The sequence below is a fragment of the Nguyenibacter sp. L1 genome, assembly GCF_035199985.1.
Lineage (GTDB): Bacteria > Pseudomonadota > Alphaproteobacteria > Acetobacterales > Acetobacteraceae > Gluconacetobacter > Gluconacetobacter vanlangensis.
In genome coordinates this window covers 2,854,987-2,872,168 of sequence record NZ_CP127015.1, presented here as the reverse complement: position 1 = coordinate 2,872,168, position 17,182 = coordinate 2,854,987, and the positions used below count along the sequence as shown (strand labels likewise).

Genomic DNA, 17,182 nt, shown 5'->3' with positions numbered 1-17,182 from the left:
TGGGCGGGCGGAGCGGCACAGGATGGAATGGTGGACAGGTTTCTGACGACGATGGCCATTGCGGCGGGCGGGGCCCTGGGCAGCGTGGCCCGCTACTGGGTGGGAATCGGGCTGGCGCGCTGGAGCCAGGCGATGCCGTGGGGCACGATGCTGATCAATGCCAGCGGGTCGTTCGCGATCGCGTTTTTCGGGACGCTGACCCTGTCGAGCGGACGCTATCCGGCCTCGGACCTGGTGCGGCTGTTCTTCATGGTCGGAATCTGCGGCGGGTACACCACATTTTCATCCTTCAGCCTGCAGAGTTTCGACCTGCTGCGCGGTGGGGCGGCGGGGCGGGCGGCGTTGAACATGGTGCTGTCGGTCGCGATCTGCATGCTGTGCGTGGCCGCGGGCCACTGGGCGGCGGAGATGCTGAACCGCGCCCAGGCGGAGGCGGTGCCCTGAACCGCCCCCTGCGCTTGCCGCGCGGGGGGTGAGGGCGTATCAGGGGGGCGAACAGGATCGGGAATGCGGAAGATGAGCGTCGGTTACTCATGGCGCGCGGTGCGCCCATGAGCAGTCGTGGCGCGGGACTGATGGCCCGGATTCTGCGCAATACCGGGATCCTGCTGGGCGGCAAGGGCATGGCCGGCGTGATGGGCCTGGCCGGGACCGCGCTGGCGGTGCGCGCGCTGGGGCTGCACGATTTCGGGATTCTGCAACTGATCCATACCTGCGCGTCGCTGTTTTCCGTGGGCACGCGCTTTCAGTCCTGGCAACCGCTGCTGCATTTCGGCAGCGCGCTGTTCGCGCAGGGGGAGCGGACACGCTTCCAGGCGCTGCTGCGCCATTGTTTCCTGCTGGACATGATCGGGGCCGCCGCCGGGATGGTGCTGGCGCTGTGCGGAGTGGCCGGGTTCGGCACCGTCTTCGGCTGGCCGGCGGGCTGCCAGCACGCCGCGCTGGTCTATATGACCACGATCCTGTTCATGAACACGTGCTGCGCGCTGGGGGTGCTGCGGCTGACGGACCGGTTCAAGCAATCGGCCATCGCCGACCTGGCGAGCAGTGTGACGCGGGTGGGCGGCACGGTCCTGGGCCTGTGCCTGCATTGGCACCTGCCGGCGTTTCTGGCGGTGTGGTACGCGTCGAACATGGCGTCGTTCGCCGCCAACAACCTGTCGGCCTGGCGCGCCATCCGCCATACCGCGAGCTTTGCCGGGTTCCGCGCGCTGGGTGGGCGCTGGCTGTCCGGGCTGGACGGGATCTGGCGGCTGACGCTGGCGACCAGCGGCAACCAGGCCGTGGCGGCGCTGACCTCACGCATGGGGGTGCTGCTGGTGGGCGCGGCGCTGGACCCGGCGGCGGCGGGGATCTACAGCGTGACCTGGCATCTCTGCGACGCGCTGGCTCAGCCGGCGCAATTGCTGACGCCGGCGCTGTATCCCGAGCTGATCCGGCTGCGCGACGGCAAGGATTGGGTATCGATGCGGCGGGTGATGCGCCGGATCTTCCAGGCGCTGGGGGTCTTTTCGGTCGTCGCGCTGCTGGTCGCGTTCTGTATCGGGCCGTTCCTGTTCCGCACCCTGCTGGCGATCCACCGGCCGGACACGCTGTCGCTGCTGATGCTGCTGAGCAGCGCCGCGATCCTGGATCTGTGGGACGTGCCGCTGGAACCGCTGCTGGTCTCGCTGGGCTGGGCGCAGCATCTGTTCGCCGGACGGGTGGCGGCGACGGTCCTGTGCATGCCGGTGCTGTACGGACTGGCGCATCTGTGGGGCGTGGACGGCGCGGGAGTGGCGACCCTGCTGGCCGAGGCGCTGATCCTGGCGACGCGTTTCGTGCCGTTCCGGCGCCTGCAGCAGCTATAGAATCCGTCGAGGCGCGTTGCCGCCGGCCCCGTCGCCCGGGGCGGCCGGGCGGGGCGACGGCCAGGCGGTCAGGCGGCCTGCTGGGGGCCGCGATAGCGGTCGAACATGCTCATCTGATGCACGCAACTGAGCGTGCAGGTGGGGGCGCAGGATTTGCTGGCATGGTATTCGCGGCGGATGTCGGCGGGGCCGTATTCCAGCAGCGGGGTGCCCGGATAGCCGCGCTGCTGCGAGCACCAATGCACCATCCCGTCTTCGGTCACGTAGAGGTAGCGGGCGCCGGCGCGGCATTTCCAGTCATTCGGCTGCCCATGCATCAAATTCTTCTGGAACAGCCGGTAATTCAGCGTATGGACCAGCGAGGGCGAGATTTCGGTCACGCGCCGGTAGGCCTGCATCTGCGCGTCGCTGAGCGCCTTCAGCGCCCCGTGATCATCATGCAGCACGCCGACCGAATGCTGCAATCCGTAGCGGGCGGCCGTCTCGGCGATGGTGACCACGTCCTGGGTGCGCTCGCCGGTCACGCCGAGGACCGAATTCACGTTGACCTTGAAGCGGGCATGCTGCTGCAGCAGCGCCAGCCGCCCCTCGACCGAGGAGAGGCTCTTCATCGAGACCTCGTCGGGGGTCAGGTTGTCGATGCTGACCTGCATGCCCTGCAGCCCGGCCGCGTTCAGCCGGTCGATCCAGCCCCGCGACAGGCGGAAGCCGTTGGTGATCATGGTCACGATCATGCCGTGGTCGCGGGCGATGCGCACGATCCTGTCCAGGTCCGGATGCAGCAGCGGCTCGCCCCCGGTGAAGGTGATCGAGGCGGTGCCGAGCCCGGCCAGGTGATCGACCCGGGCTTTGAGGTCCGCGAAGGGAACCGGGGCCGAGAAATCGTCGTACTCGTTGCAGTAGCCGCAGGCGAGGTTGCAGCGGCGCGTCACCACCACCTGGGCCAGCAGCGGCGTATAGCGGGTGCCGATGGCCTTGGCCGCGAAGCGCGCGCCGGCACGGAGATTTTTCAAGCGGGAGGCCAGGGACATGTCGTTCATCGCTGCATCGGCGCCCGGAGGGCGGGGAAAAGGGGCGCATCATAGGCAGGGTTGCGACCGAGCGAAAGCCACGATCGGACATCAGGCCGCGCCATGCCCGATCGTGGCCGTGGCGCCGGCCGCATGCTCGGCGATCAGCCGGTCGTACCAGTCTTCGAGCAGGCGCGTCTGGCGGTGCAGGTCGAAACGGTCGGCGACGAAGGCGCGGGCGTGGCGCCCCATGGCGGCGCGGCGCCCGGCATCGGCCAGCACCGTTTCGATGGCAGCGGCCAGGGCCTCGGCGTCGCGGGGCGGGACGATCAGGCCACTGCGCCCTTCGTCGATGGTTTCGGGGATGCCGCCGACCCGCGCGCCGATGGACGGGACGCCGGTGGCCGCGGCCTCCAGCGCCACCATGCCCAGCCCCTCGACACGGCCGGTGGCGGTTTCGAGGCTGGGCACGACCAGCATCGCGGCGCGGCGCATATGCGCCAGCACGACGTCATGCGGCTGCGGGCCCAGGAAGGACACGCGGTCGGCGATGCCCAGCGCCGCCGCCTGTTCCATCAGGCGGCCCTTGAGCGGGCCATCGCCGATGATGGCGAGGCGGGCCCGGCCGTGCCGCGGCGCGAGGCGCGCGAAGGCCCGCAGCAGGTACGTCGTGCCCTTGAGTTCGACCAGCCGGGCGACATGCAGGATGGTGGGGGTTTCCTGATCCGGCGCACGCGGGCGGATGGCGGCGCAATCCACCCCGATATAATGCACGTGCGTGCGCTCGGCCGGAAAGCCCAGCGCCAGGGCGCGGGCATGCAGGAAATGGGAATTGCACAGGAAAAGCTGCCCCTGACGGGCCAGCGCGCGCCGATGGAGCGGATAATTCGCCCAGGCGGGCGAGCGCAGGAAATGCGCGGTCGCGAGCGTGACGTCGAAACCGTGGAAGGTGGTGACCAGCGGCACGCCGAGACGGCGCGCCAGCGGCAGGGCATAGACCCCGTCCACCCCGAAATGCGCATGCACCAGGGCGGGGCGATGCCCGGCCAGCAGCCGCAGATAGGGCGCGGGACTGCGCGTGAGCATCTGGGCGCCGATGCGGGGATAGACCAGATGGCGCAATCCTTCGGACAGCAGCACGGTCCGGGCGCCGTCGGGTCCGAGGCCATAGCGCAGGCGACCGGTATAGAGGGGCGCATGGCGGCGCAGGGCCTGGGCCTGCTGGACGATGAAGGTTTCGGACAGACGAAACAAATTCTGACGAAAGAGAACGATGTCGCGCAATACGGCCCCCTGTTGGCCTGGTGCGGCCGGGTGGCACCCTACAGAAACGGCGGGACGAGGCGAAGGGGGCGCGATCGGGTCTGGACAGGCGCGGTCCGGGGCCATAACCCGTAGCCTGTCCCCCTTCCTTTTTCTGCGGACGCCCGCGGGCGTCCGGCGCCGGATGCCATGACGATACCCGCCCGCGTGCATTTCTGCTGGATCGGCCCGACCCTGCCCTGGGCCTATGTCTTCGCCGTCCTGTCGGCGGCAGCCCGGAGCGGGATGGACGAGGTGATCCTGCACCATACCGATGCGCTGGCCGAGGGACCCGAAATCCGGGCGCTGCGGGCGGCGGCGCGGGTGCGGCTGTCGCGGATCGACCCGGCGGCCTATCTGGCGTCGGTCGAGCGGGCGGCGGGGATCGCGGAGGGGCGACTGAGCGCGTTCTACCAGTCGGTCCCGCGTCCGGTGCAGCGGGCGGATATTCTGCGCGTGGCGATCCTGTATCGCGAAGGCGGCGTGTATCTGGACCTGGATACGATCACCGTCGCATCGTTCCGGCCGCTGCTGGGGGCCGCGCAGTTCGTCGGCACCGAATTCATCGTCTGGCCGCAGGCGGTGTGCGCCACACGCGACTGGCGCATCCGCGCGCGGCACGTGGCGCTGGCCGCGCTGCGCAGGGTGCTGCGCACCGTCCCGCTTGGCTGGAAACTCTTCCGGCGGGTTACGCATCTTTACTACCGCGGGATGAACAACGCCGCGATGGGCGCACAGGCGGGCAGCCCGTTCTTTGCGACCTGCCTGCGGCACATGCTGGCGATGTCGCCGCAGGAGCGGGTACGGCCCTATGCGCTGGGGCCGCATCTGCTGGACGCGTTGGCGGCGTGCGGGGAAAGCGGCACGTTGACGGTGCACGACCCGGCAATCTTCTACCCGATGCCGCCCGAGATTTCGGAACATCTGTTCCGCCGCAGCCGGCATGCCCGCGCGCAGGACGTGCTGCAGCCCGGAACCTGCGTGGTGCATTGGTATGCATCGGTGCGCACCAAGCAGCGCGTCGCGCGGATTACCCCCCGGTCGGTCCGAGCCGACCGGGAGCGGCAGCTATTCAGCGCGCTGGTGAGCATGGTTCTGGAAACCTTGCCCGACGAGGACTAGGCTTTTCCACTGAATACCGGTTCGGTGGAAAAGCTCTATTGTCCCGATTCCGAAATTCGCAAGCGAATTTTTGAATCGAAAGGATAATAGAATCAATATTTTAGTGGCCTGCTGATCCGAGAAATTCTCATAAGAATTTCTCGGGCAGGACACTATGTTGTTATTTCATCAAGCATCTTCGCCCGTTCAAACGAGCATGCCGCCACCATCGACGACGAGCACCTGCCCGGTCGAAAAACCCTGTTCCATCAGGAAAAGATAGGCCTTGGCCAAATCGGCGGCTTCGCCGATCCGTCCGACGGGCAGGGCCTGGGCGGCGGCCTGGTATATGGCCTGGCGCTGGGGGTCGGGCATGTCGCGCCAGAGCGGCGTGCGCACGAAGCCGGGGGAGACGATATTGACACGCAACGGCGCCAGTTCCACCGCCAACGCGCGGGTCAGGCCCTCCATTGCCGCGCAGATGCTTGCCCCCAGGGTCCAACCCTGCTGAGGCGGGCGGGCGCCCGCGATGCCGGATGTCAGGACGATCGAACCGCCTGGCCGGATTGCGGATGCGGCAAATTTCGCGGCAGCCAGCGCGCCCCAATAACGGATTTCGAAGAAATCGCGTGCGCTGTCCAACGTGAGATCGGACAGCGTGCCGCACAACAATGTTTCGCCCGCGGTGTAGACGAGGTGGTCGAATGGCCCGATCCGGGTGAACAGGTCGCGGATCTGGTCCGCGCTGCGCAGGTCGGCGACGTGGCCCTGGGCGTTGGGCGGCAATTGCGCCAGCGTGGCCCGCACATTTTGCGGATCGTGCGATACGACCAGCGGCACGCCCCCGGCACGGGCGACATCCCGGGCGACGGCCTGCCCGATACCCGACGTGCCGCCCAGAATGACGACCTGCTTGTTCTCGAGAGTCATGTCCATGCTCCATCCCTATGACCGGATGACCCGGCACAGGAAGGATCGCGCTGGACACAGCATGATTCGAGCGCAATCGTGTCACTATAAGCATGACGGACAATCATGATGGACGCGCGGTTGCTGAGCGGAATCGGAACGATGATCGCGGTGGCGGAAACCGGAAACTTTGCCCGGGCTGCGGAAAGCCTGGGCTTGACCCCGTCGGGTGTCAGCCGGGCGATCGGGCGGCTGGAGCAGCGCCTGGGCGCGCGGCTGTTCAATCGCAATGCCCAGGCCACCGTCCTGACCGAAGCGGGGCGGCAGTTCGTGGCCGAGGTGACACCGCTGCTGGCCGGGATTGCCGATGCCGCGGCCCGGACCGGCGGCGAGACGCAGGCCGTGCGCGGTCGGTTGCGCGTGAATTGCGATTCCTGGTTTGCCAGCCTGATGCTGGCGCCGAAGCTGCAATCCTTTCTGGATGCCTATCCTGCGCTGACGCTGGATCTGGTCGTACGCGATACTCTGGGCGACCTGGTGTCGGACGGATTCGACGCCGCCATCCGATTCGGCGTGCCGCAGGCGCCGGGGCCGGTGACGCGCAGATTGCTGGAGACACGGATCCTGACCTGCGCCGCGCCGTCCTATCTGGCGCGGCATGGACGGCCGAACCACCCATCGGCACTGGCCGATCCGGCGCATCATTGCCTGTTGTTCCGCGACCCGGCGACGGGACGGCCCTTCGACTGGGAATTCCATCGTGCCGGCGAAATCCTGAGGGTTTCCGTGCATGGACGGCTGGTGCTGAACGATGTGGCGACGTCGATCGTGGCCTGCATGGCCGGATTGGGCATTGCCCAGCCCATGGCGCTGGGCATCGACGCGGCACTGCGCGACGGGCGGCTGGTCGAATTGTTTCCCGACTGGAACGGCGAATATTTTCCGCTGCATGCCTATTACCCGTCGCGCCATCTGCCGCCGGCCAAGGTACGGGCCTTTCTGGATTTCGTCCTGGCGGAGGTGGCCTAGCGGGTCAGGCCGGCGGCATGGTCAGGTCCAGCACCCAGGTTTCACCCTGGAGCGGCAGGCCGAACACGGCGTGGGGAGCGGTTTCCGTCAGGCGGAAGCCGTTTCGGGCATAGAGCCGGCGAGCGCCGTCCAGCACCGTCTGGGTCCAGAGGGTGAGCCGGCCATAGCCGCAATCGCGCGCAAACGCGACGCAGCGTGCGATCAGTTCGCCGCCGATGCCGCGGCCGCGGGCGAAGGGTTCGACATAGAGCAGCCGCAGCCGCGCAATGCCGCCGCCTTCGTCCGTCAGCATGACGGAACCGGCCGCGACGCCGTCCAGTTCGGCCACCCAGCATTGTTCGCGCCCCGGCTTGAAATCGCGCAGGAAGGCGGCTGCGGCGTCCAGCACCGCGACTTCGAGCCCCCTGCCCCAGCCATTTTCCTGCTGGTAGAGCAGTGCCTGCCGCGCCGCGATCTGGCCCAGATCGCCGGCGCGGAAGGGACGGATGGCGACCGCGCCGCCCGAAGCCGGGTCCAGCCGCAGCCGGGCCAGGGCCAGGGATTGCGCCACATCCCGGCGGCCCCAGCCGTCCTGATCGGCCAGCATGGCGCGCGTGGCTTCGGCCTGGCGTTCGTCGACCGCCTGGAAGGCCGCCTGGCCGGCCGGAGAGAGCGAGAGCGGGCGGGCGCGCCCGTCGGTGCCGTCGCGGTGGCGGACGATCCAGCCGCGGGATTCGAATCGTGCCAGCATGCGGCTGACATGCGCGGGGTCCATGTCCAGAAGGCGGCGCAGATCGCTGGCCAGCACGCGGCCGGCCCGCGCGATTTCCAGCAGCATCCTGGCCTCGCCCAGGGTCAGGTCGGTGCCGAGGAAGCGCGTATTCAGCACCCCGACCCGATGGGTATAGAAACGGTTGAATGTCCGGACGGAGGTAACGGTCTGATCCATGCCGACACCACAGCATGGATGATTGACGGCGTCAACAAATATGATTGATATCGTCAACCATCTGGATGGCGCGCGTCGGCCGTGTCAGGGTGGCCCGTGTCAGGGGGTCGGTGTCAGGGGGCTCGTGTCAGGGGGATGTTGAGTTGGGCCAGGCGGCCGATCCATTCCTCGTCCAGGCCGGAATCGGTAAAGACCCTGGACACCTGGTCCAGTTTTCCGACGCGATAGGTCGAGTGGCGGTTGAACTTGCTGCTGTCGGCCAGCAGATAGCGTTCGGTGGCGTGCTTCAGCATGGCCGCGTTCAGGCGGGCTTCGTCGCTGTCGGGGGTGGCGATCGTGTTGTCGGGCTGCACCGCGCTGGCGCCCAGATAGAGCTGGTCGAACCACAGCCCGTCGATCACCTGTTCGGACAGGACGCCGACCACGCTGCGATTGCCCGCGCGCACGCGGCCGCCCAGCAGGATGACCTGCACCTGGTCCATGCCCATCAGCGCCTCGGCCACCGCGATATTGTTGGAGAACACCGTCAGCGGCATCGGATCGAGCCGCAGGCGGTGCGCCATCTGCAGCACGGTCGTGCCGGCATCGAAGAACACCGCCGAGCCGGGACGCAGTTGCGCGAAGGCGGCATCGGCGATCGCACGCTTGTCTTCCAGACGCTGATGTTCACGCGCCTCGAAGGCGATTTCCATGCCGACCGTCTCGGCGATCGCGGCGCCGCCATGGGTGCGGATGATGACGCCCTGTTCTTCCAGCCGCTGGAGGTCGCGCCGGATCGTGGCCAGAGAGGCATCGACCTTTTCCGCCAGTTCGTGGATGCCGGTCATGCCGTTGAGATAGAGGTAGCGGCGAATCTGCGTCAGGCGGTCGGGGGGCACGATGTTTCTCCCATCGAACGAAGGATTTCACCCGATTTCACTGGAATCAATATTTTAGTGGCCTGCTGATCCGAGAAATTCTCATAAGAATTTCTCGGATCAGCAGGCCACTAGGGCGTGCGGGCGCTGCCGGCAGGATGATGATGGCACGGCCGGAATCTAGACAGGCGCCGGAATGCGGTCAATGCGGCGGCGATGACCGGCACGGCAGGAGAGGAGACGATGTCCGTGGGGGGTGAACGATCCTATAACGTCATATTCATGATCGCATAGCGCAAATTTTTGGCGAATTTCGTGAAAGAATTTCGCTCTTCGATCCAATTTCAATCATAAACGATCATATGATTGACTTGACATGAGGGGTTTCCGCTCGGAATCATTGACGCATGCGGCGACGCCCGACGGCTGGAGGAGAGAACGTGCGGCACGATTCCGGGACGCCCTGCGTGCTGGCGCTGGACGGCGGCGGGTCCAAGACGCTGGTCCTTCTGGTCGGCCGGGACGCCGCGGTACTGGCGGTGCGCCAGGCCGGCGGGTCCAACCCGTTCGACCGGCCGGACTGGCGGGCGGTGGTGGCCGGATTGCTGGCCGGCCTGCCCGACGGGATCGAGGCGGCGGTCTTCGGCATGGCGGGCTATGGCGAAAGCCCGGCGATCAGCGCCCAGCAGGAGGCCGCCCTGTCGGATTGGGGGCGCTGCCCGCATGCCGTGCGCAACGATGTCGACATTGCCAGTACCGGCGCGTTCGGCGGCGGGTCCGGCATCCTGCTGCTGGCGGGGACGGGGTCTATGGTCTGGGCGGCGGACCCGGCCGGGCGCGGCCTGCGGGTCGGGGGATGGGGCCATCTGTTCGGCGACGAGGGCAGTGCCTTCTGGATCGGGCGCGAGGCGCTGGGCACCCTGACGCGGGCGCTGGACGGACGCGAACCCGACGCCCTGTCCTTCGTCGCGCCGTTCTGCCGGTTCATGGGCCTGCCCGACGACCCGGCCGCGACCGCGCCAGCGCTGCTGGACTGGTATGGCGGGCTGTCGCATCCGCGCTCGGACGTGGCGGCACTGGCGCGCGGGGTCGATGCGCTGGCTGCGGCGGGCAACGCGCCGGCGCGGCGGATCATCGAACTGGCCGCGGCGCACCTGACCCGGCATGTCGGCGCGGCGCGGCGGATCCTGGCGCAGCCCGCCCTGCCCTGGAGCCACGCCGGCGGGCTGTTCCAGGGCGATTATCTGCGCCGGACCGTGACCGCGCTGTGCGGCGCCCCGGTTCCCCCCGTGCTGCCGCCGATCGGCGGGGCGGCGCTGCTGGCCGCCCGGCAGGCGGGGTGGAACCCCGATTCCTGCTGGATCGCGCGGCTGGCGGCCAATCTGGCCGGTGCGGAACACCCCGCCGGCCCCCTGATCGGTATCCCGACCTGAACCCCAACCATAGCCCCAAGCAGAGCCAGGAACCAGGAGTGATCATGAACGCAACAGAACGCGGCATCCGCGAGCAGTTCCCGCTGTGGGACCAAGTGGACATGGACCATGTGCGGCCGCGCGCCGGGCAGGTGCATGCGGTGGTGGGCTGCGGCACGTCGGTGCATATCGCGGATTCGATCGCCGCGACGCTGAATGCGCGGGGCGTGCTGGCCCGCGCGGTGCCGGGCAATGAATGGACGCGACGGCGGGACGATTACGTCCCTGCCGCAATGATGCCGCATGTCGTCGCCCTGTCGCGCAGCGGCGAGTCGACCGAGACGGTGGCGGCGGCCCGGGCCAGCCGGGCGGCGGGGATGACGGTCACGGCGTTCAGTTGCGCGCCGGGCAGCGCGCTGTGCCACACTGCCGACGAACTGGTCGTGGCCGACACCCATCCCGAGGAAGGGATCGTGATGACGGCGTCTGCCAGCCTGATGCTGCTGATGGGGCTGCGCTATGCCGGCGTCACGGTCGGGCCCGAGACCACCCGGGCGGCGGAGGCGCTGCTGAACGCGGCCGATCCGCACCTGAAGAGCGTGATCGAGGGACGGTCGCACTTCGTGTTCCTGGGGGCGGGGGCGCTGTACGGCGTGGCGCGCGAGGGCGCGCTGAAGCTGCAGGAAATGAGCCTGAGCCAGACCGAGGCGCATCATCCGCTGGAATATCGCCACGGCCCGGTCAGCCTGATCGACGAGCGGTCCTGCGTGATCGTGCTGTACCATCCGGACACGATCGCGGAGGAGGCGCTGGTCGCGCGTGAGGTGATGGCGAAGGGCGCGCGCGTGCTGGGCCTGGGTGGCCCGGGCACCGTGGAACTGCCCATTGCCGGGCCGGCCGACGTGCGGCCGCTGGTCTGCCTGCCGGTGCTGCAATTGCTGGGCGAATATGTGGCGCGGATGCGCGGGCTGGACACGCTGGCGCCGCGGCACCTGACCAAGGTCGTGACGATCGGCTGACCGGGCGCGGTAGGAGGAGGCGACCTGCAACTAGGTCAGTGGGCTGGCGCTGGCGCTGCTGGTCATGGCATTCTGCGGCGGGGCGGTGATGCCGCAGCTTTATGTCCGGCTGAAACCGATGGCCGGGTTCCGGGGCATGTTCGCGGCGCCGATGCTGCCGTCCTACCTTGCCATTCTTCTTTGCGGCCGCCATTTCGGGCGCGAGCGGCCGCCGACACCGGAGCGATGATGACCCACTTGCCGGAACTGGATGGCCAGATCGTCCTGCCCGAACGGATCCTGCCGGGGCGCATCGCCTTCGACCGGCGGATCCGCGCCGTCACGGCGCGGCCGGACGCGCCGCGACGCTATATCCTGCCGGGCTTTATCGACGGGCACGTCCATGGCGGGGACGGCGCCGACACGATGGACGGGGTGGCGGCGATCCATCGGCTGTCGCGTTTCCATCTGGCGCACGGCACCACGACGATCCTGCCGACCACCATCACCCGCCCCTGGCCGGACGTGATGGACGCGCTGCGCGCGATCGCCGACGTGTGCCGGACCGGCGTGACGGACGGACCCGCCATCCATGGCGCGCATCTGGAAGGGCCGTTCGTCAGCCCCCACAAGCTGGGCGCGCAGCCGCCCTTCGCCATCGCCCCCAGCCCCGACAAGGTGCGCGAGGCGGTGGAGACCGGCATCGTGCGCGTGGTGACGCTGGCGCCGGAACTGGAGCATGCCGAAAGCGCCATGCAGACGTTCGCCGAGGCGGGCGTGCGGGTCAGCCTGGGCCACATGACGGCCGATTACGACCAGGCGGAGCGGGCCATCTGCACGATCTGCGCGGCGGGCGGCACGGTGGGGGCGACGCACCTGTTCAATGCCATGTCGCCCATCGAGGGGCGCAGGCCCGGCCCCGTCACGGCGCTGATGTGCAGCGACGTGGCCTATGCCGAGATGATCTTCGACACGCATCACGTCCATCCGGCCACGTTCCGCCTGGCATCGCGGATAATGGGCAGCCGGCTGCTGTTCGTGACCGATGCGATGCGCGGCGCGGGCCTGCCGGACGGGCCGAGCCAGTTGGGCGGGCAGGACGTGACGATCAGGGACGGGGTGGTGCGGCTGCCGGGCGGATCGCTGGCGGGCAGCGTGCTGACCCTGGATGTCGCCCTGCGCAACGCGGTGGAAAGCGGCGGGATGTCGCTGCCGCGCGCGGCCGGACTGGTCAGCTTCAATGCGGCGCAGTACCTGGGCCTGCATGACCGGGGCGTGCTGGCGGTCGGGCGCAGGGCGGATTTCGTCGTGATGGACGAGCGGCTGCGGGTGCAGGAGGTGTGGGTCGAAGGCAGGCGGGTGGCGTGACCGCGCTCGGGCCCCGGGCATCCACGCCGGGCCCGAGCGACGGGGGACCGATCGCCGGGGAGCCGATCGCCGGTCGCAGGGCTTGTGATGCAGCCCCTTACGGGGCGGCGTCGACCAGGGCGCGTATGCCGGGGACGATGGCGATCAGCAGGCCGCCGGGGGGCAGCGGATTGGCGTCGGACGCGGTGAGATGGGCGCAGGATTCATAGGCCCGGTCCTGTACCGCGAATTGCCGCGCGGCTTCGGCCCGCCAGGCCTGGCCATGGCGCCCCGGTTCCATCGCCTCCAGCCCCAGCAGCGCCAGCGCCGCGAGTTGCCGCGACACCGGGCGGGCGGCCTGGAGGGCCGGCGTGGTGGCGATCCGGGCATAGGCCATGTCGTTGCCGGCATAGGCCATCAGGCGCGCGCGCAGGGTGTCGGCCACCGCATGGTCGCCGGCGGCGTAGCGGGCGGCCATGCCGTTGAAATCCATGGCCGCGAAACTGTCGGGGGCGGCGATGGCGGCCGGGGCCTTCAGCATGGCGTCGCCGCCATGGGCGGCCAGGCGGTTCAGCCCGTAATTGCGCACCGGCACGGTGACCGAGGTCAGGATCGTCAGCGGCGTCACGTCGGCCGGCGTCAGCAGCGCGATCATCCGGTCGGTGTTGGTACCGGCGGCCAGGCCCGTGACCTCCAGCTCGTGCTGTATGGCGGGTAGGCGGCGTTCCATGTCCGCGACGTCATGCACGCCGGCCGGGGACCAGAACCGTTCCGCGATGGCGGCCGAGCGGGGCCAGAGCCGCGCATCGACCATTTCGTCGGAAACGACCTCGCTCCAGAGCGGGGCCTCGCCGCCCAGCACCAGCGCCTGCTGCGCCGCGTCCAGCGGCGGCGCGTGGGGGTCGATGGTGAATGCGTCGACCAGAGCGCCCATTTTCGGCCGGGCCGCGATCGCGTCCTGCGGGGACAGGCCGTCGGCCTTGGGATCCATCGGATCGACCCGGTAATGCTGGGCCGAAGGGCGGAGCAGATCCAGGTAATAGCCGGAGGAGACCACGACCGGGTGGCCGGCGCGGGTGGCCGAAGCGATCCATTTCGAGCTGCGCCAGGCCTCGACCACCACGTTCTTGGGGATCGGGGCCTCGCTGACCTCGTCCCAGCCCATCATGATCTTGCCCTGGGCGGCCAGCACGTCCTGCACCTGGGCGGTGAAGGCGGCCTGCAGGGCGGGGGCGTCGGCGAAGCCGTGGGCCTTCATATAGGCCACGATCCTGGGATTGGCGGACCATTGCCGGGACGAGACCTCGTCCCCGCCCGAATGGAAATAGCGGTCGGGAAAGAGGCGCCCCATTTCGGCATAGAGCGCGCGGGCGAAGCGCAAGGTCTGTGGCCGGGTGGGATCGAGGGCGGGATTGTTCAGGTTGATCGTCTTCGCGCAGCTTGCCGTCGTTTCGCCTGAGGCGGATTCGGTGGCGCAGGTCTGGTGCCATCCGGGGGTCAGCGGCACGGGCTGCTGGGCGGCAAGTTCGGGATAGGCTTCCAGAATCGCCAGCGTGTGGCCCGGTATGTCGAATTCGGGCACGATGCGGATGCCGCGATCGGCGGCATAGGCGACCACCGCGCGGATCTGCGCCTGGGTGTAATATTGATGATGGCCGCCGATCTGCTGCAATTTCGGGAACAGGCGGCTTTCGACCCTGAAGCCTGTGCCGTCGCTGAGATGCCAGTGCAGCACGTTCAGCTTGGTCAGTTCCATCGCGTCGAGCTGACGCTCGATCGTGTCGACCGACATGAAATGGCGCGATACGTCGATCATGAGACCGCGCCAGGGGAAACGCGGCGCGTCGTCGATGCGGGCCATCGCCAGCGAAGCGCCGGCGGAAGAGGAGGACGCGGGCTGGACCAGTTGCAGCAGCGTGGCCAGGCCGTGGATGACCCCGGCGGGGCCGTCGGCCGCCAGCGATGCGCCATCCGCCGCCACCGACAGGCGATAGGCTTCGCGCGCCCGCACCGAGAGCCAGGCGGGATCGCGCCCGTAGCGGATATGCAGGATGGGCGTACCGACGGGCGGCGTGCCGGCCAGGACGACGGCACTGCCGGACAGGGCCTGCAGGCGATGGGAGAAGCGGGCCAGGGCCCGCCGCAGCAGCGGCGTCGCCGGGGTCTGCCAATCGACCGCGATCCCGCCCGCGATGGGGAGAGACTGGCCGGACACGCTGGCCGATTGCGGCATCGGCATCAGGGCCGGCTGGGCGCGGGCGGCGGTCGCGGCGAGCAGGCCGGCCCCCAGCAGGGCCGCGCGGCATGCCGCGCGCCGGACGGCATAGCGGGCGGTATGATGGGCGGCATGATGGGCGGCAGGGCGGGTGGGCACGATCCGAAGACGATCCGTTTCCATGGATGACCTCTTGTCCGGGAAGAAGGGGGCGGCCGGGGCGGCGGGGTGCCGCGACCGGCCGGGTAGGATGGTCCCGTCATCGGGCATGGACATACTGGCCCATGCGCCATGAATGACGCCAGGCCGGCGCGGGCATTTTTTGATCGGGATGCGGGCAGCCCGCACCCCGGCGGTCAGAAGCCGGCTGACATCGAGACGAGGGCGGAAAACCCGCCGCCGACCACGTAGACCGGAGCGGCGCCGGCGACGATCTGCCCGTTCGTGGCCCGGGTGTCGTGGGCCGCGCCGGTATTGCTGCCGGCGCCGGAGAGATATTTATTGTCGCCCAGATTCATGAGGTTGAGCTGAATCTGCGGGTGCCGGGCCGGACCGATGGCCTTCAGGCGGCAACCCAGCGCCAGGTTCGACGTGACATAGGCGTGCAGGGCCTGGTCGTTCATGAAGGTCGTGTACTGGGAATCGACATAGCGCAGGTCGAAATTTGCGAAGAGCCTGCCGTCGTCATATTGCAGCCCGATCGCCCCGGTGAATTTGGGCGAATCGACCGCGATCTTGCCGGCGGTCGGCAGATAGCCGATGCCGTCATTGTAGTTATTGTCGAACGTGGCATGCAGATACTGGCCCGACAGATAGGGGCTGAAATGATGCCAGTGCGCGAGACCCAGTTCGGCTTCGATTCCGCGCGAGGTCTCGCCGCCGACATTCAGCGGTTCGGACACCAGGCTGTTGGTGCCGGGGATGTAGCCGTACGACGTCACCTGGTGATTGACGATGTTGTAGTTGAAGGCCGCGACCGAGCCGGGGGCGCGAAAGGACGTGGTGCCGTTGACATAGATCTGGTCGCGGGGCGTCAGCTTGTACGAGGCCAGGGTGGTGATTTCGGTGTCGGGCGCAGCGCCCCCGATCCCCAGCGATCCGGTGGGAACCGTGCCGAAATAGCTTTGCGTCGTATTGATCCGTTCGCCGTACGGCGCGGGGCCGAACATGTGCATGTAGTACGGCGTCACGTCCAGCGTGACCGCGGGCGCCAGGCGGAAATGCGCGGGGGCCGCCACCGTCATGGCGTGATTGAGATTGGAATTCAGCTTGTAGTAATTTGGGTCGTTTCCATTATAGGCGCCCCCGTCGTAATTGAGGCCGCGCCCATATTGGTGCCATTGGGCGAGCGTGGGATCCACAAACGAGTTGAAGGTCGTGGCGTTGTAGCTGAACAGGCCGGCGATCGCGTTGTCCCTGCCCCATGCCTTGACGAATTTCGCATCGAGATGGTAGCGCCGGCCGCCGCCGGGACCGCGCCAGCTATTCCATGACATATGCGAGAACGAGACGAAGCCGCGGATCCCGCCATTGCCGATATCGCCAGTTTCGAAACGCGCGAATTCCTTGTTCGCGCTGTGCGTTCCGTTGGCCAGGGACAGGAATCCGCCCATCTTGTGGGATGGATTGACCTCTTTCATGGTCACCTGGCCGCCTACGGCATTGTAGAACGGCGCGTCGACGTCCGGCGAACCCTGCGAGACCGTGACCGGGCCGAGATTTTCGGTATCCACCACGGTGTTGGTGTAGGGCGCGTAGCGGATCGGGTCGGCGATCGGCACGCCTTCGAACACGAAGCCGATCTGTTCCTCATTGCGGATGTTCATCTGGTCGCGCGTCACGCCGCTCTGCGCCCGGGGGGCGGTCTGTACCGGCATCAGGCCGCCCCCCGCGTGGTGTTGGTGTTGGTGACGCCGGTCGCTGTCGCCATGCCCTCGGTCACCGTGATGGCCTTGGGGCCGGTGTCGGCGGACATGCCGGCCGGCTGGACAGCGCGGGCCATGGAAGCGGGTCCCCCATCATGGGCGGGTGCGGCGCGCCCATGTGTGGGCCGTCCGGGCCCGGCATGTCCGGCCCGCGCATGTTTCGCCGCCGGATCGGCCGTCGTGCCGCCGATGCGGCAGGTCCGCAATAACCGGAAACCGCGAAGGTGGAACAAAGGACAGAAAGGCGTCGGGCGCGTATCTTCACAATCCTGATCCCTGTTTGGACGAGATGACACGGG

Annotated in this window: 16 protein-coding genes; 8 read left to right on the top strand and 8 right to left on the bottom strand. The window is 68.3% G+C overall.

The window, feature by feature from the left end; all coding sequences use genetic code 11:
- Positions 1-27: 27 nt before the first annotated feature.
- A complete protein-coding gene (gene crcB / locus QN315_RS12920; protein ID WP_323989673.1) occupies positions 28-444 on the top strand; it encodes a fluoride efflux transporter CrcB in 417 nt (138 codons plus the stop codon).
- 107 nt (positions 445-551) lie between these two features.
- Positions 552-1,850 carry a lipopolysaccharide biosynthesis protein gene (locus QN315_RS12915; RefSeq protein ID WP_176641133.1) on the top strand — a complete coding sequence of 433 codons (1,299 nt, stop codon included), beginning with the start codon at positions 552-554 and terminating at the stop codon, positions 1,848-1,850.
- A gap of 68 nt (positions 1,851-1,918) precedes the next feature.
- Here QN315_RS12915 and QN315_RS12910 read toward each other — a convergent pair whose 3' ends face one another.
- Positions 1,919-2,890 carry a radical SAM protein gene (locus QN315_RS12910; protein WP_176641584.1) on the bottom strand — a complete coding sequence of 324 codons (972 nt, stop codon included), beginning with the start codon at positions 2,888-2,890 and terminating at the stop codon, positions 1,919-1,921.
- Positions 2,891-2,971: 81 nt separating this feature from the next.
- A complete protein-coding gene (locus QN315_RS12905; protein ID WP_323989671.1) occupies positions 2,972-4,144 on the bottom strand; it encodes a glycosyltransferase in 1,173 nt (390 codons plus the stop codon).
- A 168-nt stretch (positions 4,145-4,312) separates the two neighbouring features.
- On the opposite strand from QN315_RS12905, the gene QN315_RS12900 reads away from it, so the two are divergent.
- Positions 4,313-5,284 (top strand): glycosyltransferase, encoded by a 972-nt coding sequence (locus QN315_RS12900; RefSeq protein WP_323989670.1) that lies wholly within the window; start codon positions 4,313-4,315, stop codon positions 5,282-5,284.
- Positions 5,285-5,470: 186 nt separating this feature from the next.
- Here the strand turns inward: QN315_RS12900 and QN315_RS12895 are convergent, their stop codons facing one another.
- A complete protein-coding gene (locus QN315_RS12895) occupies positions 5,471-6,193 on the bottom strand; it encodes an SDR family oxidoreductase (RefSeq protein WP_323989669.1) in 723 nt (240 codons plus the stop codon).
- Between the two features lie 105 nt (positions 6,194-6,298).
- Here QN315_RS12895 and QN315_RS12890 point away from each other — a divergent pair, with 105 nt between their 5' ends.
- Complete coding sequence (locus QN315_RS12890) at positions 6,299-7,201, top strand: LysR family transcriptional regulator (protein ID WP_323989667.1); 903 nt, start codon at positions 6,299-6,301, stop codon at positions 7,199-7,201.
- Positions 7,202-7,205: 4 nt separating this feature from the next.
- Here the strand turns inward: QN315_RS12890 and QN315_RS12885 are convergent, their stop codons facing one another.
- Both QN315_RS12885 and QN315_RS12880 read right to left on the bottom strand, forming a co-directional pair.
- Positions 7,206-8,129: a bifunctional helix-turn-helix transcriptional regulator/GNAT family N-acetyltransferase gene (locus QN315_RS12885; protein WP_323989666.1), complete on the bottom strand. Its 924-nt coding sequence runs from the start codon at positions 8,127-8,129 to the stop codon at positions 7,206-7,208.
- Positions 8,130-8,242: 113 nt separating this feature from the next.
- Complete coding sequence (locus QN315_RS12880) at positions 8,243-9,007, bottom strand: DeoR/GlpR family DNA-binding transcription regulator (protein ID WP_176640428.1); 765 nt, start codon at positions 9,005-9,007, stop codon at positions 8,243-8,245.
- Positions 9,008-9,426: 419 nt separating this feature from the next.
- Between QN315_RS12880 and QN315_RS12875 the strand changes: the two genes are divergently transcribed.
- The 4 genes from QN315_RS12875 to nagA all read left to right on the top strand — a co-directional run bounded on the left by QN315_RS12875 (position 9,427) and on the right by nagA (position 12,764).
- On the top strand, positions 9,427-10,419 hold the full coding sequence (locus QN315_RS12875; protein ID WP_323989665.1) for a BadF/BadG/BcrA/BcrD ATPase family protein: 993 nt from the start codon (positions 9,427-9,429) through the stop codon (positions 10,417-10,419).
- A 44-nt stretch (positions 10,420-10,463) separates the two neighbouring features.
- Positions 10,464-11,417: an SIS domain-containing protein gene (locus QN315_RS12870; RefSeq protein WP_323989663.1), complete on the top strand. Its 954-nt coding sequence runs from the start codon at positions 10,464-10,466 to the stop codon at positions 11,415-11,417.
- Positions 11,418-11,481: 64 nt separating this feature from the next.
- The gene (locus QN315_RS12865) at positions 11,482-11,646 is read left to right on the top strand and encodes a hypothetical protein (RefSeq protein ID WP_323989662.1); all 165 of its coding nucleotides are present in this window, start codon (positions 11,482-11,484) and stop codon (positions 11,644-11,646) included.
- Positions 11,646-12,764: an N-acetylglucosamine-6-phosphate deacetylase gene (gene nagA, locus QN315_RS12860; protein WP_408904518.1), complete on the top strand. Its 1,119-nt coding sequence runs from the start codon at positions 11,646-11,648 to the stop codon at positions 12,762-12,764. The genes QN315_RS12865 and nagA overlap by 1 nt, the downstream gene beginning before the upstream one ends.
- A 97-nt stretch (positions 12,765-12,861) precedes the next feature.
- Here the strand turns inward: nagA and QN315_RS12855 are convergent, their stop codons facing one another.
- The 3 genes from QN315_RS12855 to QN315_RS12845 all read right to left on the bottom strand — a co-directional run bounded on the left by QN315_RS12855 (position 12,862) and on the right by QN315_RS12845 (position 16,960).
- Positions 12,862-15,141: a family 20 glycosylhydrolase gene (locus tag QN315_RS12855; RefSeq protein ID WP_323989660.1), complete on the bottom strand. Its 2,280-nt coding sequence runs from the start codon at positions 15,139-15,141 to the stop codon at positions 12,862-12,864.
- 173 nt (positions 15,142-15,314) lie between these two features.
- Positions 15,315-16,835 (bottom strand): TonB-dependent receptor, encoded by a 1,521-nt coding sequence (locus QN315_RS12850; RefSeq protein ID WP_176640766.1) that lies wholly within the window; start codon positions 16,833-16,835, stop codon positions 15,315-15,317.
- Positions 16,835-16,960: a hypothetical protein gene (locus QN315_RS12845; RefSeq protein ID WP_323989659.1), complete on the bottom strand. Its 126-nt coding sequence runs from the start codon at positions 16,958-16,960 to the stop codon at positions 16,835-16,837. Before QN315_RS12845 ends, QN315_RS12850 begins: the two co-directional genes overlap by 1 nt.
- Between the last annotated feature and the right edge of the window lie 222 nt (positions 16,961-17,182).

Excerpts from the sequence above, each read along its gene's own strand:
- crcB (WP_323989673.1), top strand. The coding sequence starts at position 28 with ATGGTGGACAGGTTTCTGACGACGATGGCCATTGCGGCGGGCGGGGCC.
- QN315_RS12915 (WP_176641133.1), top strand. The coding sequence starts at position 552 with ATGAGCAGTCGTGGCGCGGGACTGATGGCCCGGATTCTGCGCAATACC.
- QN315_RS12910 (WP_176641584.1), bottom strand. The coding sequence starts at position 2,890 with ATGAACGACATGTCCCTGGCCTCCCGCTTGAAAAATCTCCGTGCCGGC.
- QN315_RS12900 (WP_323989670.1), top strand. The coding sequence starts at position 4,313 with ATGACGATACCCGCCCGCGTGCATTTCTGCTGGATCGGCCCGACCCTG.
- QN315_RS12895 (WP_323989669.1), bottom strand. The coding sequence starts at position 6,193 with ATGACTCTCGAGAACAAGCAGGTCGTCATTCTGGGCGGCACGTCGGGT.
- QN315_RS12890 (WP_323989667.1), top strand. The coding sequence starts at position 6,299 with ATGATGGACGCGCGGTTGCTGAGCGGAATCGGAACGATGATCGCGGTG.
- QN315_RS12885 (WP_323989666.1), bottom strand. The coding sequence starts at position 8,129 with ATGGATCAGACCGTTACCTCCGTCCGGACATTCAACCGTTTCTATACC.
- QN315_RS12870 (WP_323989663.1), top strand. The coding sequence starts at position 10,464 with ATGAACGCAACAGAACGCGGCATCCGCGAGCAGTTCCCGCTGTGGGAC.
- QN315_RS12865 (WP_323989662.1), top strand. The coding sequence starts at position 11,482 with ATGGCATTCTGCGGCGGGGCGGTGATGCCGCAGCTTTATGTCCGGCTG.
- nagA (WP_408904518.1), top strand. The coding sequence starts at position 11,646 with ATGACCCACTTGCCGGAACTGGATGGCCAGATCGTCCTGCCCGAACGG.
- QN315_RS12855 (WP_323989660.1), bottom strand. The coding sequence starts at position 15,141 with ATGGAAACGGATCGTCTTCGGATCGTGCCCACCCGCCCTGCCGCCCAT.
- QN315_RS12850 (WP_176640766.1), bottom strand. The coding sequence starts at position 16,835 with ATGCCGGTACAGACCGCCCCCCGGGCGCAGAGCGGCGTGACGCGCGAC.
- QN315_RS12845 (WP_323989659.1), bottom strand. The coding sequence starts at position 16,960 with ATGGCCCGCGCTGTCCAGCCGGCCGGCATGTCCGCCGACACCGGCCCC.